Genomic DNA, 13,995 nt, shown 5'->3' on the forward strand with positions numbered 1-13,995 from the left:
GTCATCCCGGAAACAACACGCAAGAGCGGGACAGCCCGGAGGAATAATCCGGACCGTCCACAGCGTCCTCGCTGTGTTTTCTTCAAAGGAACCTCGTCTCATGTACGAGACGGGGTATCAACATATCTGGCGTTGACTTTTGGCACGCTGTTGAGTTCTCAAGGAACGGAAGCTTCCTTCGAGACCGTTTCACCGGCCCCTCCGGGCTTTCCCTTCGTTGTGTTCCGACTCTATCAGACGCTTTCCAGTGCCTGACCCCCAGTCAGCGGGGTTTGTCTTTCGGGCTGTTCGGCCCTTCCGACGAGTGAGACTTTAGCGGACTTCGTTCGCTCCGGCCAAATCGGCCGGTCGGGCGAAAGCCTGCCTGCATTCCGTAAAAACACATCACGGGACGACAGCGAGGACGACGGCACAACGGCCGTCGACGCGGTCGAATCGAGATGGGTCCTGCGGGATGGCTGTCCGGGGACCGACCAGAGATCGGCGCTCACGTCGGACAACCCGAAGAACTTTACGCACGCCTGCCGGGTGTGTCAACCCCCGGTGGTCAGGGCCCTCGGCGGGCCTCCCGGGTGGAGGAAAACAGTCAGTCGAGGTCTTCCAGGCGGCCGCCGGCGTCGGGCTGGCTGGTCTCGACACGGCGGAGGAGGCGGATGAGCATGTCGCCGAGGGTGGCGCGTTCGGCCGTGGTGAGGTCCTGGAGGAGTTCGTCCTCGAAGGCCGCGGCCAGGCGCATGGTCTGGAGCCACTTCTCGCGGCCCTCGTCCGTCAGCTCGACGATGACGCGGACGCGGTTGGCCTCGTCCCGTTCGCGGGTGACCAGGCCCTCGGTGACGAGGCGGTCGATGCGGTGGGTCATCGCGGCCGGGGTCAGGCCGAGGCGTTTGGCCAGGTCGCCGGGGCCCAGCTGGTACGGGGTGCCGACAACGACGAGGGCCTTGAGGACCTCCCACTCGGCGTTGCTGATGCCCAGGTCGACGAGCTGCCGGCCGTACGCGACGTTCATCCGGCGGTTGAGCCGGCCCAGGGCGGTGACGACCTTCTCGACCTGGGGGTCGACCTCGGGAAATTCGCGCTGGTAGGCGGCGATCTGGGCGTCGAGGTCCAGTTCCTGGGGTGCCCCGGCGGAGCCTGCGGCTGAGGTCATGCTCCCGAGTATGGCACGAAAGGCTTTGCTCTAAAGCCCTTCGGCATGTACTCTTTAGCTTCGAACTTTAGTCGTCAAGTCTTCGAACCGAAGCCGTACCGATCGGGACCACCCGGAGGGAGAGCCATGACCACCGCCATGGGCGCCGCGCTGCGCCGTATCCAGCTGGGGAACGCCCTGAGCGCGTTCGGGAACGGCTTCACCGTGCCCTTCACCTTCGTGTACGTCTCGCAGGTGCGGGGGCTCGGTGCCGGGGTCGCGGGCGTGGTGCTGGCGGCCTTCGCCGTCGCCGCGCTCTTCGTGCTGCCCCTCACCGGGCGCGCCATCGACCGGCGCGGACCCGTACCGGTCGCCGTCGCGGGCACCGTGCTCGCGGCCGTGGGGTCGCTCGGGCTCGGGCTGTCCGGCAGCGAGGCCGTGGTGATCGCGGCCGCGGGCGCGCTGGGTGCGGGTATCTCCGTGGTGCAGCCCGCGCTCGCCACGATGATCGTCTGGTGCTCGACGCCGGCGACCCGGTCCCGGGCGTTCGCGACACAGTTCTTCCTGGCCAACCTGGGGCTCGGCGTCGGCGGGCTCATGGGCGGGCTGATCGTCGACACCTCGCACCCGTCGTCCTTCATCCGGCTCTTCGCCATCGAGGCGGCGATGTTCCTGGTACTCGGCGCGGTCGTCGCCACCGTGCGGCTGCCGCGTGCCGCCGCGGCGGACGAGCGGGTGCCGGGTGCCTCCGGCGGGGGCTGGCGGGTGCTGCTGCGGCACCGGGCCATGGTGCTGCTGTGCGTGCTCGGCTTCGTGCTGTTCTTCGCGTGCTACGGGCAGTTCGAGTCGGGGCTCTCCGCCTTCGCGGTGACCGTCACGCGGATCTCGCCCGCCATGCTCGGTGTGGCGCTGGCCGCGAACACGGCGGCGATCGTGCTGGCGCAGTTCGTGGTGCTGCGGCTCGTCGAGCGGCGGCGGCGCAGCGCGGTGATCGCGGTCGTCGGCCTGGTCTGGGCCGTGGCCTGGCTGGTCGCCGGGGCGTCCGGGCTGCTGCACGGGCACCACGCGGTGGCCGTCGTGGCGATCATCAGCACGTACGCGCTGTTCGGGCTCGGGGAGGCGATGCTCGCGCCGACTGTGTCGCCGCTCGTCGCCGACCTCGCCCCCGAGGGCATGGTCGGGCGCTACAACGCGGCGTTCGCGCTGGTCAAGCAGTTGGCGCTGGCGATCGGGCCCGCGGTGGGCGGGCTCATCGCGGCGGCGCGGGCGTACGACGTGTACGTGGTGCTGCTCGTGGGGTGCTCGCTCGCCGTCTCGGTGCTCGCCGTGCGGCTGGGCCGCGCGCTCACGGCCGAGCAGGACGCGCCGCACCGCTCCCGCGTGGTGGCCGTCCACCCCGCTTCCGACCCGGCCCCCGAACCGGCCCCGGTGGGCTGACCTTCCTTCTGCGAAGGGGGCACATCAGGGGCGCGTGGGGGTACCTCCCCCCGCGCCCCTGAAAACGCTCGCCCGGCAGGGGCAGGCGCACCCTCCTCACGCCCGGGAGAACGGGTGCCCGGCGGCGCAGCCGCGAGCCCCCTTCGCCTCAGCCCGGGAGGGCGAACTCGCACCACACCGCCTTGCCGCCGCCGGGCGTACGGCGGGAGCCCCAGGACGTGGCGATCGTTGCGATGATCGAGATGCCGCGGCCCGCCTCGTCGGCGGGCTCCGCGCGGCGGCGTCGCGGCAGGTGCTCGTCGCCGTCGGTGACCTCGATCACCAGGCGGCGGTCGGTGCGGCGCAGTCGCAGTCGCATGGGCGGGGTGCCGTGCTTGAGGGAGTTGGCGACGAGTTCGCTCACCGCGAGGACGCCGAGGTCGCGCAGTTCGACGGGGAAGCGCCAGGAGGCGAGGACGCCGGTGGCGAAGGCGCGGGCGCGCGGGGCGGCCTCGATGCCGCCGAGCAGGTCGAGAGAGGCGTTGCGGAAGACCTCGCCGTCGGGGAGGCCGGTGTGGTCGGGGTACTGGAGGACGAGAACGGCTACGTCGTCGTCGTGCTGGCCGGTGACGCCGAGGGCGCGCAGCAGGCGGTCGCAGATGACCTGGGGTGCGCCGGTGGCGCCGGCCAGCGCGCGCATGAGGGTGGTGACGCCGTCCTCGATGTCCTCGCCGCGGCGCTCGATCAGGCCGTCGGTGTACAGGACGGCGGTGCAGCCGGGGCCGAAGGGGACGGTCGCGGAGCTGTGGGTCCAGCCGCCGGTGCCGAGCGGGGGGCCGGTGGGTTCGTCGGTGCGCTCGACCGTGCCGTCGGGGTGGCGGATGAGGAGCGGGAGGTGGCCGGCGCTGGCGTAGGCGAGGCGGCCCTCGCTGGGGTCGTGGACGGCGTAGACGCAGGTGGCGATCTGGGTGGCGTCGATCTCGGCGGCGAGCCCGTCGAGCAGCTGGATGACCTCGTGCGGGGGCAGGTCGAGCCGGGCGTAGGCGCGTACGGCGGTGCGGAGCTGGCCCATGACGGCGGCGGCGCGGACCCCGCGGCCCATGACGTCGCCGATGACGAGGGCGGTGCGGCCGGCGCCGAGGGTGATCACGTCGTACCAGTCGCCGCCGACGGCCGCGTCGGTGCCGCCGGGCTGGTAGGTGGCGGCGAGGCGCAGGTCGTCGGGCTGTTCGAGCTGCTGGGGCAGCAGGCTGCGCTGGAGGGTGACGGCGGTCTCGTGGATGCGCCGCTCGCTCTCGCGAAGGCGTTCGGCGGACTGGACCTGGTCGGTGACGTCGGCGGCGAAGACGAGGACGCCGCGGCGGGCGGGGTCGGGGTCGTCGGCGTGGACGGGGGTGCAGGTGAAGGTGAAGTAACCCTGACGGGTGACGGCGGCGTGGTCCGCCCGGGTGACCTTGCGGGCCTTGACCGTGCGTGGGCGGCCGCTGCGGTGGACCTGGTCCATGAGCGGGAGCAGGCCGAGCTCGGAGAGTTCGGGCAGGGCGTCGCGGGCGGGAGCGCCGGTGGGGCGGGCGCCGAAGACGTCGGTGTAGGCGTCGTTGACGAAGCCGACGGTGTGGTCGGGCCCGTGGGTGACGGCGATGAGCGCGGGCAGCTGGCTGAGCATCGCGGCGACGGCCGCCCCGGCGCCGTCGAGGGCCGCCGGCAGGTCCTGCGCGGCGGCCGGGGTGCCGGGGTGACCTGCTGCGGAGGGGTCGGCGTGGCCGGCCGGGGCGGGGGCGGTCTCGGTGCCGCCTGCCGCGTTGCCCGCCGGTGCGGCAGCGGGGTCGGCGGTCTTGCCGCGGGCCGCCGGGACGGCTCCGCGTCGCTGTGTTCCGGGGAGCCGGGCGCTCCAACGCGTGAGGTTCAAACGTCCGATTCCTCGTATTTGTCACTCTTTGCAGGTGCTGCCGCACGGGTCGTCACCCGTCCAGTGTGGCCGAATGTGGGCCTGCGGGGGAATCGCGCCGTGGTGCGCCTGGCGCGAGCGGGGGCGCTCACGCCCGGGGCGGGTCGCTGTCGCCGCGGGTCGGACCGTCCGGGCCGCCGCCGCGGCCGCCGCCCGGACCCGCGTGACCGCCGGGGGTGTCGCCGTCGCGCCCCGCCGCGTGTTCGAACTCGGCGCGCGGATGCTCCAGCGAGCCGAGCGAGACGATCTCGCGCTTGAAGAGGCCGGACAGGATCCACTCCGCGAGCACCTTGGACTTGCGGTTCGCGGTCGGCACCCGGCTGAGGTGGTAGGCGCGGTGCATCAGCCACGCCGGGTACCCGGTGAAACGGCGCCCGTAGAGCAGGGCGACGCCCTCGTGCAGGCCGAGCGAGGCGACCGAGCCGACGTACTTGTGGCGGTAGTCGGTCAGCGGTTCGCCGCGCAGCTCGGCGGTGATGTTGCGGGCCAGCACCTTCGCCTGGCGGACGGCGTGCTGGGCGTTGGGCGCGCACAGGACGCCCTCGCGGTCGGCGGTGAGGTCGGGGACGGCGGCCGCGTCGCCGGCCGTCCAGGCGCCGGGGCGCGCGGTGACGCGCAGGGTGGCGTCGGCGCGCAGCCGCCCGCGGTCGTCCAGCGGCAGACCGGTCGCGGCGAGCAGCGGCGCGGGTTTGACGCCCGCGGTCCACACCACCGTCCTGGTCGGCAGCCGGGAGCCGTCGGAGAGGACGGCGACGCGGTGCTCGCAGGACTCCAGCCGCGTCTCCAGGCGGATGTCGATGTTGCGGCCGCGCAGCTCCCGTACGGCGTAGCGGCCGAGCTGCTCGCCGACCTCGGGGAGGATGCGGTCGGTGGCCTCGACCAGCACCCACTTCATGTCCTCGGGGCGGACGTTGTGGTAGTAGCGCAGGGCGTAGCGGGCCATGTTCTCCAGCTCGCCGAGCGCCTCCACACCCGCGTAGCCGCCGCCGACGAAGACGAAGGTCAAGGCCGCCTCGCGGACGTCCGCGTCGCGCGTGGAGGAGGCGATGTCGAGCTGTTCGAGCACGTGGTTGCGCAGCCCGATGGCCTCCTCGACGGTCTTGAAGCCGATGCCGTACTCGGCCAGGCCGGGCACCGGCAGGATGCGCGAGATCGAGCCGGGCGCGAGCACGATCTGGTCGTAGCCGATCTCGGTGGCGCCGCCGCCCTCCTCCTCGGTCGCGGGCGTGACGACGGCCGCGACGCGCTTGTCGTGGTCGACCGAGCGGACCTCGCCGGCGATGATCCGGCAGCGGTCCAGGACCCGGCGCAGGGGTACGACGACATGCCGCGGGGAGATCGATCCGGCGGCCGCTTCGGGGAGAAACGGCTGGTAGGTCATGTAGGGCTGGGGTTCGACGACCATGATCTCGGCCTCGTCGTGTTTCAGCCGCAGCTTTCGCTGGAGCTGCAACGCCGTGTACATGCCGACATAACCACCGCCGACCACAAGAATGCGCGGTGTGCTTGCCCTGGCCATGGCCGCCGACTCCGTCGTCATTGCTCCATGACGCAATGGGCGGACGCCGTTTGTCCACAGGGCGGACGGCGCGATTCACCGGAAGCGGCGTCCCCGCAGGCCGGGAGCCCTCGCTCGAGTGGGGTGATCATCGGGCAAACGCCGCAGACGCGGGAAGCCGCCCCGCCCTCGCGCGGAACGATCTCCTGTCCCACGGATCACACCCCCTTCATTCTTGACGCAGCCTCAACTATGTTCGTTTCTCGTAGTGCCGCGCGCTGACGCGCGGGCACGATCTTTAAGGGTGGGGAGTCTCCGGGGGGAGACATTCGGATTACCGGGGGAGACACATATGCATCTCGAGTACGCAAAATTGACATCTGCCGCGGCCGCGGACGGGGGTACGGGCCGGGCGGCACCCCTGCGGGTGGACGCCCAGCGCAACCTGGAGCACGTGCTCCGCGCCGCCCGTGAGGTCTTCGGCGAACTCGGCTACGGGGCACCGATGGAGGATGTCGCCCGGCGCGCCCGCGTCGGGGTCGGCACCGTCTACCGGCGCTTCCCGAGCAAGGACGTCCTCGTCCGGCGGATCGCCGAGGAGGAGACCGCACGGCTGACCGAACAGGCGCGTGCCGCGCTGGGCCAGGAGGAGGAGGCGTGGTCCGCACTGGCCCGCTTCCTGCGCACCTCCGTCGCCTCCGGCGCGGGACGGCTGCTGCCGCCGCAGGTGCTGCGGGTGCAGCCGCACGACAACCCGGAGGACGACGCGGCGCGGGTGCCGCAGCAGCGCGCCCGCTCCGGTGAGGACACGGTCCTCACCGGGGTGCTGCGCGAGCACGCCGCTTCCGCCGCCGCCCCGGCTCCGGTCCCGGCCCCGAGCCCCGCGCCCGTCGCGGGCGACGCGGTCGAGGAGCAGGACGGGATACGCACGCTGCTCGACGTGGTGGGCCAGCTCGTGGAACGGGCCCGCGCCGCGGGCGAGCTGCGGGCGGACGTGTCCGTCGCGGACGTGCTGCTCGTCATCGCGACGGCGGCGCCGTCCCTGCCGGATGCTGCGCAGCAGGCGGCGGCTTCGGCGCGGCTGCTCGACATCCTCCTGGAGGGCCTCCGCTCCCGCTGACCCCTCGCCGGGTGGGCGGTTCGCGCTGCCGCGCGGGGTACGCGTTTCCGGTGCGGCGGCGTGGGGCGAGCGTTGCGCTGCCGCGCGGGGTGCGCGTCTCCGGTGCGGCAGCGCCGTGGGGCGAGCGTTTTCGCTGCCGCGCAAGAGCACTCGTTTTTCAGGGGCGCGTGGGGGTACCTCCCAGGCGGGGCTCTGGGGGAGAACGGAGCGATAAGCCACGACGGTGGCGCGGGTCGTCACCGGCCCGAAGGGGCAGTTCGGTCCGCTCCGGACCACCGGCCGGTGGTGGGCTGAGCGCGCAGTTCCCCGCGCCCCTGGGAGTGCCCCGCGCGGCACGCGCGCGCCCGGAGGGTGCCCCGCACGGCACGCGCGCGCCCGGAGGGTGCCCCGCACGGCACGCGCGCGCCCGGAGGGTGCCCGGCGCGGCACGCGCGCCCCTGGTGGGTGCCCGGCGCGCAAGTGCGGCCTCGCGGGGTGGTGGAGGAACCGTGAACGATCGCCCACGGAAGGGTGGTTCCGTACGGGCCCGGGGCCCGCGGGGTCCCGGTTGTGCCACGCTTGGCCCGTGGATGAGGCCAACGGCGAGACCAGTGCCTCCGCTGCCGCGGAAAGCGGCGAGGAGGCGCCGCGCAGGGTCCCGGGTCAGCGCGACCCGGCGGCGCGTCCGGATCCGGGGTTCGCCGCGCAGCACCCCGCGGCTGACGGCACGTCGGACAACACGCCGGGCGGCGCGAGCGCGGAGTCCGAGCAGCCGGAGCGCTCCGACGCCGAACTCGTCGACCAGGTCCGGGCCGGCCGGGACAGCGCGTACGAGGAGCTCTACCGGCGCCACGCCCAGGCCGTACGCCGGTACGCCCGTACGTGCTGCCGTGACGCGCACACCGCGGAGGACCTGACCGGTGAGGTGTTCGCCCGTACGCTCCAGGCCATCCGGGGCGGCAGCGGGCCGCAGTCGGCGGTGCGCGCGTACCTGCTCACCACGGTGCGGCGGGTCGCCGCGTCGTGGGGCAGCAGCGCGCGGCGCGAGCAGCTCGTCGAGGACTTCGCCGTCTTCGCCGTCACCGCGGAGGGTGCGGGCGGCGGGGCCGTCGCCAGTGAGCCGGCCGCCGATGTGCGGGCCATGCGGGAGGCGGAGCGGTCGCTCGCGATCAAGGCCTTCCGGACGCTGCCCGAGCGCTGGCAGACCGTGCTGTGGCACACCGCCGTGGAGGAGGAGTCGCCCAGCGCCATCGCGCCGCTGCTGGGGCTGACCGCGAACGCCACGGCCGTTCTCGCGCACCGCGCGCGGGAGGGGCTGCGCCAGGCGTATCTGCAGGCGCACGTCAGCTCGGCGCTGACCCGGGCCGGGGACTGCGCGCGGTACGCCGACCGGCTCGGCGCGCACGCGCGCGGCGGCCTGCGGATGCGCGCCGACCGCGAGCTGAACCGCCATCTGAAGGACTGCGAGCGCTGCGCCGCGGCGTCCCTCGAACTCGCCGACCTGAACTCGACGCTCAAGGGGCTGCTGCCGGTCGCGTACATCGGCTGGTTCGCCGCCGTCTACGCCGCCAAGGCCGCGGGGGTCACGGTCGTCGCCGGGGGTGCGGCGGCGGTGGGCGCCGCGGGAGGGGCCGCGGCCGCCGCCGCGGGCTCCGGCTCCGGCGGATCCGCCGCTGCGGGCGGTGCCGCGAGCGAGGGGCTCGGGCTGCCCGCCAAGATCGGCATCGCGGCGGCGGTGGTGGTGGCCGCCGCCGCGACCGCCTTCGCCCTCACCGCGGGCGGCGACGGCAAGCCGAAACCGGAGGCCAGGCCGCCCGTTCCGGCGCCGCCCGCCGCGCCCGCGGCGACGACCCCGCCGCCGCCCTCCCCGGAGCCGCAGCCCAAGCCCGCGCCGAAGCCGCCTCCGCCCCCGGCGCCCGTGTGGACGACCCCGCCGCCGCCGAAGCCCGCCGCGACTCGCCCGGCGCCCCCGCCGCCCGCTCCGCGGCCGACGCACAAGCCGACGCCGAAGCCCTCCGAGCCGACCACGCCGCCGCCCTCCCCCGAGCCGACGGCGGCCCCGGTCGCGTACAAGGTCAACTCGCTGGGGATCAGCGGTCTGCCGGGCACTAAGGACGAGCCCACGATCCGCCTCGGCGGTCTCGCCTCGGGCAGCTGGTGGTGGGACCGCTGGGGGCTCCGCATCGCGGGCACGAGGTACGCGCACGGCATCAGCGTGCACGCGCCCTCGTCCGTGACGATCGACCTCAACCGTACGTGCGTCGCGTACGACGCGATGGCGGGTGTGGACGACCTGGGGCGGGGGCTGCGGTCGGGCGTCCGGTTCGCCGTCGACGGCGACGGCCGACGGCTCTGGACCTCGCCGGTCCTGCACGCCGGTGACCCCGCCGTACCCGTTCACGTCCCGCTCGCCGGCCGTACGACGATCACCCTGACCGTCACCCCGGAGGCTTCGCCGCACGCCCGCACGGGCCTCGCGGACTGGGCGGATTCCGTGCTCACCTGCACGTAGCGCGTCACCGCGCGGGTCGGCGAGCCGGCGGCGAGGCTCAGCTCTCGGAGGGCTCCCCCGGGGCGGGGACCGCGCAGGCGCCGTCGGCGCAGGAGTCGGCGTCCTCCGCGGCGGGGGCGGCGGATTCGCGGGAGATCTGTTCGAGCGCCTGGAGGAAGACGGACGTCTCCTGGCCGCCCTGGACCGCCCACTTGCCCTCGAAGACGAAGGTCGGCACGGCGGTGATGCCGAGCGCGCGGGCCTCGTCGATCTCCGCGAGCACCTCCTTGGTGAGGTCGTCGCCCGCGAGGAAGGCGGTGACGGCGTCGCGGTCGAGTCCGGCGGCGACGGCGGTGTCGGCGAGCTGCGCGCGGTCGCCGATGTCGAGGCCCTCGCCGAAGTGGCCGGCCATGAGCCTGCCCTTCAGTCGGGTCTGGACGTCGGGGCCGTAGGTGTCGAGGGCGAAGCGCAGCAGGCGGTGGGCGAGCAGCGAGTTGTTCTCCAGCACCGTGTCGAAGTCGAAGGTGATGCCCTCGTCGGCGCCGAGCGCCGTGACGCGCGCGTCCATGGCGCGGGCCTGCGGCCCGTACTTCGCCGCGAGCACGTCGTGGTGCGGGCGCGGCTCGTGCGGGGCGGACGGGTCGAGCTGGAACGGCCGGTAGACGACCTCGACGGTGGACGCCTTCGGGAAGGCCGCGAGTGCGCGCTCGAAGCGGGTCTTGCCCACGTAGCACCAGGGGCAGGCGATATCGCTGTAGATCTCGACCTTCACGGCGGTCTTCTCACTTCCGGTGGGGGCTGCGGCCGCGCTCCAGTATTCCTTGAAGCTTCAAGGGCATAAGGCAGCCGCCCGCCGCGGCTATTCCCCGGCGCGGTCCTCGCTGCCGGCGGGACCCGCCGGGCCCACCGGCCCCGCGGGCTCGACCGCGAGGGCGGTGATCAGGTCCGCCGCCGTCTGCGGATCGAGCGCCGCGCCCCGCTCCCGCGCCTCGGCCAGCCGCTCCGGCGGGAGGACGTCGGCCGTACGGGCGGCGATCGCGGCGGCGGTCTCGCGTTCGGGGACGCTGCGCGGCAGCGGGCCCCGTACGGTGTCGGCGGCGGACAGCAGCCGGGCCGCGGAGTACGCGTCACCGGCGGCGGACAGCGCCTCGGCAGCGGCGTCCAGCACCGCCCCGACGACCAGCTCGGTGCCGCCCGCCGCGAGGGCGAGCCGGAGCGCCTGGTCCAGCTCGGTGAGGGCCGCGCGGGGGCGGCCCTCCGCGACGGTGACGCGTCCGGACAGGCCCGCGAGGAGCGCGTGGAAGACCGGCGGCGGGGTGCCGTCGGCGATGTGCCCGGTGGCGAGCCCGCACATCCGGCGGGCCCCGGACACATCGCCCTCCCGGAGCCGCATGACGCCCGCGAGGTAGTGCACATAGGTGCGCGCGTCCCAGACGGTGTAGCGCTCGGCCGCCTCCTCCGCGCGGGCGAGCAGCCGCTTCGCCTCGGCGTCGTCGCCGTCGCGGTGGGCGATCTCGGCCGTCCGGGCGAGCAGGAAGGCGGATTCGGCGAAGGCACCCAGCTCGGAGCCGAGCCGCTGGGCCTCCTCCAGCTCGGCGCGCGCGGCCCGGTAGTCGCCGCGGGCCATCGCGATCTCACCGGCGGCGCCGTGCACCTGGGCGAGGATCCAGCGGTCGTGCAGCCGCCCGGTCAGCTCCGCGAGTTCGGCGCGCCCGGCGTCCGCCTCCGGCAGGCCGCCGGGCGAGTCGACGGCCATGTGGGTGTGCAGCAGCAGCGCTGTCGCCAGCTCCCAGTCGCCGCCGTAGGCGCGGCAGTTGGCGACGACGTCGGCGGCGTTGCGGCGGATCTCCGGGGTGCCGCCGAGCAGTTCCTCCGGGCCGCCGTGCACGACGTACGCGGTGAACGGCCAGATCAGGCCGGGGAAACGGGCCGCGTGCGGGCCGCCGTCCCGGTAGGCGCGCTCCAGGCGCTCGGCGAGGGCGAGCCACTGCGGAGTGGCGAACTGGTCCTCGGACGCCTGGTCGCTCTTGACGAAGAAGAGCACCATCGACGCGTCGGTGCGCTGCCAGTACAGCGGGTCCTCGGGATCCTCGGGCGCGGCCCCGCCGAGCGCGAGCGCGCGGCTGAGCCAGCCGTCCGCCTCGTCGCGGTAGTTGCGCAGCCACCAGAACCAGCCCATGGCCAGCACGATCGCGAGCGCGTCCGGCTCGTCGCCCGCCTCCATCGCGCGGTGCAGCGCCGCCCGGATGTTGTCCAGCTCGGTCTCCAGCACCTCCAGCCAGTGCAGCTGGTCGGCGCCGCGGAGTTGGTCGTCGGCGGCGCGGGCGAGGTCGCGGTAGTACGCGGTGTGCGCGCGGGCGGCGCGCGCCAGCTCGGCGGGGCGCGCGGCGGCGCGTTCGACGGCGTACTCGTGGATGGTCTCCAGCAGCCGGTAGCGGACCTGCGGGCCCTCCCCGGCAGCGCCGTTCCCGTTCTCCGGCTGCCGCAGGTCCGCCACGACCAGGGACTTGTCGACGAGCTGCGCGACCGTCTCCAGCGCGTGCGGGCCGCACACCGCCTCGGCGGCGTCCAGCGTGCAGCCGCCCGCGAAGACGCTCAGCGCGCACAGGGCGCCGCGCTCGCCCTCCGTGAGCAGGTCCCAGCTCCAGTCGACGACCGCGCGCAGCGTCTGCTGGCGCGGCAGCACCGTACGGCTTCCGCTGGTCAGCAGCCGGAAGCGGTCGTCGAGCCGCTGCGCGATCTGCTGCGGGGTGAGCGCCCGCAGCCGGGCGGCGGCCAGCTCGATCGCGAGCGGCAACCCGTCCAGGCGCCGGCAGATCTCCCTCACCGCCTCGTCCTCGGCCGCGCTCGCGCCGGCCGGGGCGCCGTTGCCCGGGGCGCCCTGGGCGTACGGGGCCGCGCCGGGGCGGACGGCGGCGGCACGTTCGGCGAAGAGGCGGTGGGCCGTCGGCAGCGGCAGCGGCTCGACCGGGCGGACCAGCTCGCCGGGAACGCCCAGCGGCTCACGGCTGGTGGCCAGCACCGTGACGGCGGGGCAGGCGGCGAGCAACTCGGCGGTGAGCGTCGCCGCCGCCCCGATCAGATGCTCGCAGTTGTCCAGCACGAGCAGCAGGCGGCGGGACGCGCAGTGCTCCAGCAGCCGCGCCACCGGATCCTCACCGTACGGCTCGGGGCGCATCGGCCCCGCGCCCAGGACATGGGCGTCGCGGCGGCCCAAGGCGTTCAGCACCGCGTACGGGATCGCGGCCGGGTCGTCGAGCGGCGCCAGCTCCGCGAGCCACACGCCGTCCGGGAACCCGGCGGCCGCCGCCTCCGCGGCCTCCTGCGCGAGCCGGGTCTTGCCCGAACCGCCCGAGCCGGTGAGCGTCACGAGGCGGGCGCGGGCGATCTCCGCGCCCAGGTCGCGCAGGTCGGTCTCGCGGCCGACGAAGCTGGTGAGGCGGGCCCGCAGGTTGCCCGCGGGCCGCGGCTGCCCGGCGGTCGCCCGCCGGGGGCCCGGCTCGGGCGGCTCGCCCTGCCGCAGCAGATCCGCGTGCAGGGCGCGCAGCTCCGGGCCCGGATCCGCGCCCAGTACGTCGGCGAGGGTCTCGCGGGCCTCCGCGAAGGCGACGAGGGCGTCCGCGGTCCGGCCCGTGGCGCGCAGCGCGGTGATGAGCTGCACGCGGAAGGCCTCGTCGAGGGGGTAGGCGAGGACGGCCTCGCGCAGTTCGGGCAGTACGTCCGCGGCGCGGCCGAGCGCGAGCTCCGCGTCCACCCGCAAACGCTGGGCGGTACGCCGCAGGGCCTCCGGGCGGGCGGCGGACACCACGCGCTCCGGGAGGTCGGCGAACGCGGGACCGCGCCACAGGGCCAGGCCGCGGGCCAGCACCTCCGACGCGAGCCGCGGATCGCCCGCCGCGAGGGCGTCCTCGGCCTCCCGGACCAGCCGCTCGAACACGAAGAGGTCGACCGCGTCGGGCTCGGCTGCCAGGCGGTAGCCGCCCGGCTCGGACGTCACCGCCTCCCGGCCGAGCGCCTTTCGCAGCCGGGCGACGAGTGCCTGGAGGGCGCCGGTCGCGTCGGCGGGCGGGGCCGCGGCCCACACGTACTCGATGAGAGTGTCCGTCGGGACGGGGCGACCCGGGCTGAGCGCCAGCGCGGCCGCGAGCGCCCGCACGCGCCCGCCGCCCAGCGCGACGGGAACGCCGTCGCCCCGCCTCGCCTCGGTGACTCCCAGCACGTAATAGCGCACTCCCGCATTCTCCCTTCTCTCCCCCGCCCATCCGCCGCGCGCGGCGGTCAGAGAGGGGGCTGCTTGCGCTCCGCACCTGCCCGCGGGGTACGCCGTGGCGGGACGTGCAGCGCCCTCCCCCCATGCTCTAGCCGGGGCGCCCCTGCGGGCCCGGTGCGACGGAGCCCGCGCCCCGACGGGACCGGC

General features: G+C 74.8%; 7 protein-coding genes and 1 pseudogene. 3 read left to right on the forward strand and 5 right to left on the reverse strand.

Annotated features, from left to right (window positions below; all coding sequences use genetic code 11):
* Positions 1-586: 586 nt before the first annotated feature.
* Positions 587-1,147, reverse strand: coding sequence for a MarR family winged helix-turn-helix transcriptional regulator (locus ACH4PY_RS00005; protein ID WP_398173710.1), 561 nt, complete (start codon positions 1,145-1,147; stop codon positions 587-589).
* Positions 1,148-1,273: 126 nt separating this feature from the next.
* On the opposite strand from ACH4PY_RS00005, the gene ACH4PY_RS00010 reads away from it, so the two are divergent.
* A complete protein-coding gene (locus tag ACH4PY_RS00010; protein ID WP_398173713.1) occupies positions 1,274-2,563 on the forward strand; it encodes an MFS transporter in 1,290 nt (429 codons plus the stop codon).
* Positions 2,564-2,711: 148 nt separating this feature from the next.
* Here the strand turns inward: ACH4PY_RS00010 and ACH4PY_RS00015 are convergent, their stop codons facing one another.
* Positions 2,712-4,451 (reverse strand): SpoIIE family protein phosphatase, encoded by a 1,740-nt coding sequence (locus ACH4PY_RS00015; RefSeq protein ID WP_398173716.1) that lies wholly within the window; start codon positions 4,449-4,451, stop codon positions 2,712-2,714.
* Between the two features lie 127 nt (positions 4,452-4,578).
* Positions 4,579-6,030, reverse strand: coding sequence for an NAD(P)/FAD-dependent oxidoreductase (locus tag ACH4PY_RS00020; protein ID WP_398173719.1), 1,452 nt, complete (start codon positions 6,028-6,030; stop codon positions 4,579-4,581).
* A gap of 310 nt (positions 6,031-6,340) precedes the next feature.
* Between ACH4PY_RS00020 and ACH4PY_RS00025 the strand changes: the two genes are divergently transcribed.
* Both ACH4PY_RS00025 and ACH4PY_RS00030 read left to right on the forward strand, forming a co-directional pair.
* A complete protein-coding gene (locus ACH4PY_RS00025; RefSeq protein WP_398173722.1) occupies positions 6,341-7,108 on the forward strand; it encodes a TetR/AcrR family transcriptional regulator in 768 nt (255 codons plus the stop codon).
* A 565-nt stretch (positions 7,109-7,673) separates the two neighbouring features.
* Positions 7,674-9,599, forward strand: coding sequence for a sigma-70 family RNA polymerase sigma factor (locus ACH4PY_RS00030; RefSeq protein ID WP_398173725.1), 1,926 nt, complete (start codon positions 7,674-7,676; stop codon positions 9,597-9,599).
* A 37-nt stretch (positions 9,600-9,636) separates the two neighbouring features.
* Here the strand turns inward: ACH4PY_RS00030 and ACH4PY_RS00035 are convergent.
* Together ACH4PY_RS00035 and ACH4PY_RS00040 are read right to left on the reverse strand one after the other, a co-directional pair.
* A pseudogene (locus ACH4PY_RS00035) lies at positions 9,637-10,359 on the reverse strand (DsbA family oxidoreductase); the annotation flags it as partial.
* A gap of 78 nt (positions 10,360-10,437) precedes the next feature.
* On the reverse strand, positions 10,438-13,809 hold the full coding sequence (locus ACH4PY_RS00040; protein ID WP_398173729.1) for a BTAD domain-containing putative transcriptional regulator: 3,372 nt from the start codon (positions 13,807-13,809) through the stop codon (positions 10,438-10,440).
* Positions 13,810-13,995: the final 186 nt, after the last annotated feature.

Origin of the sequence: Streptomyces sp. NPDC021224 (assembly GCF_044332905.1) — a bacterium.
In the GTDB taxonomy this organism is placed as follows: domain Bacteria; phylum Actinomycetota; class Actinomycetes; order Streptomycetales; family Streptomycetaceae; genus Actinacidiphila.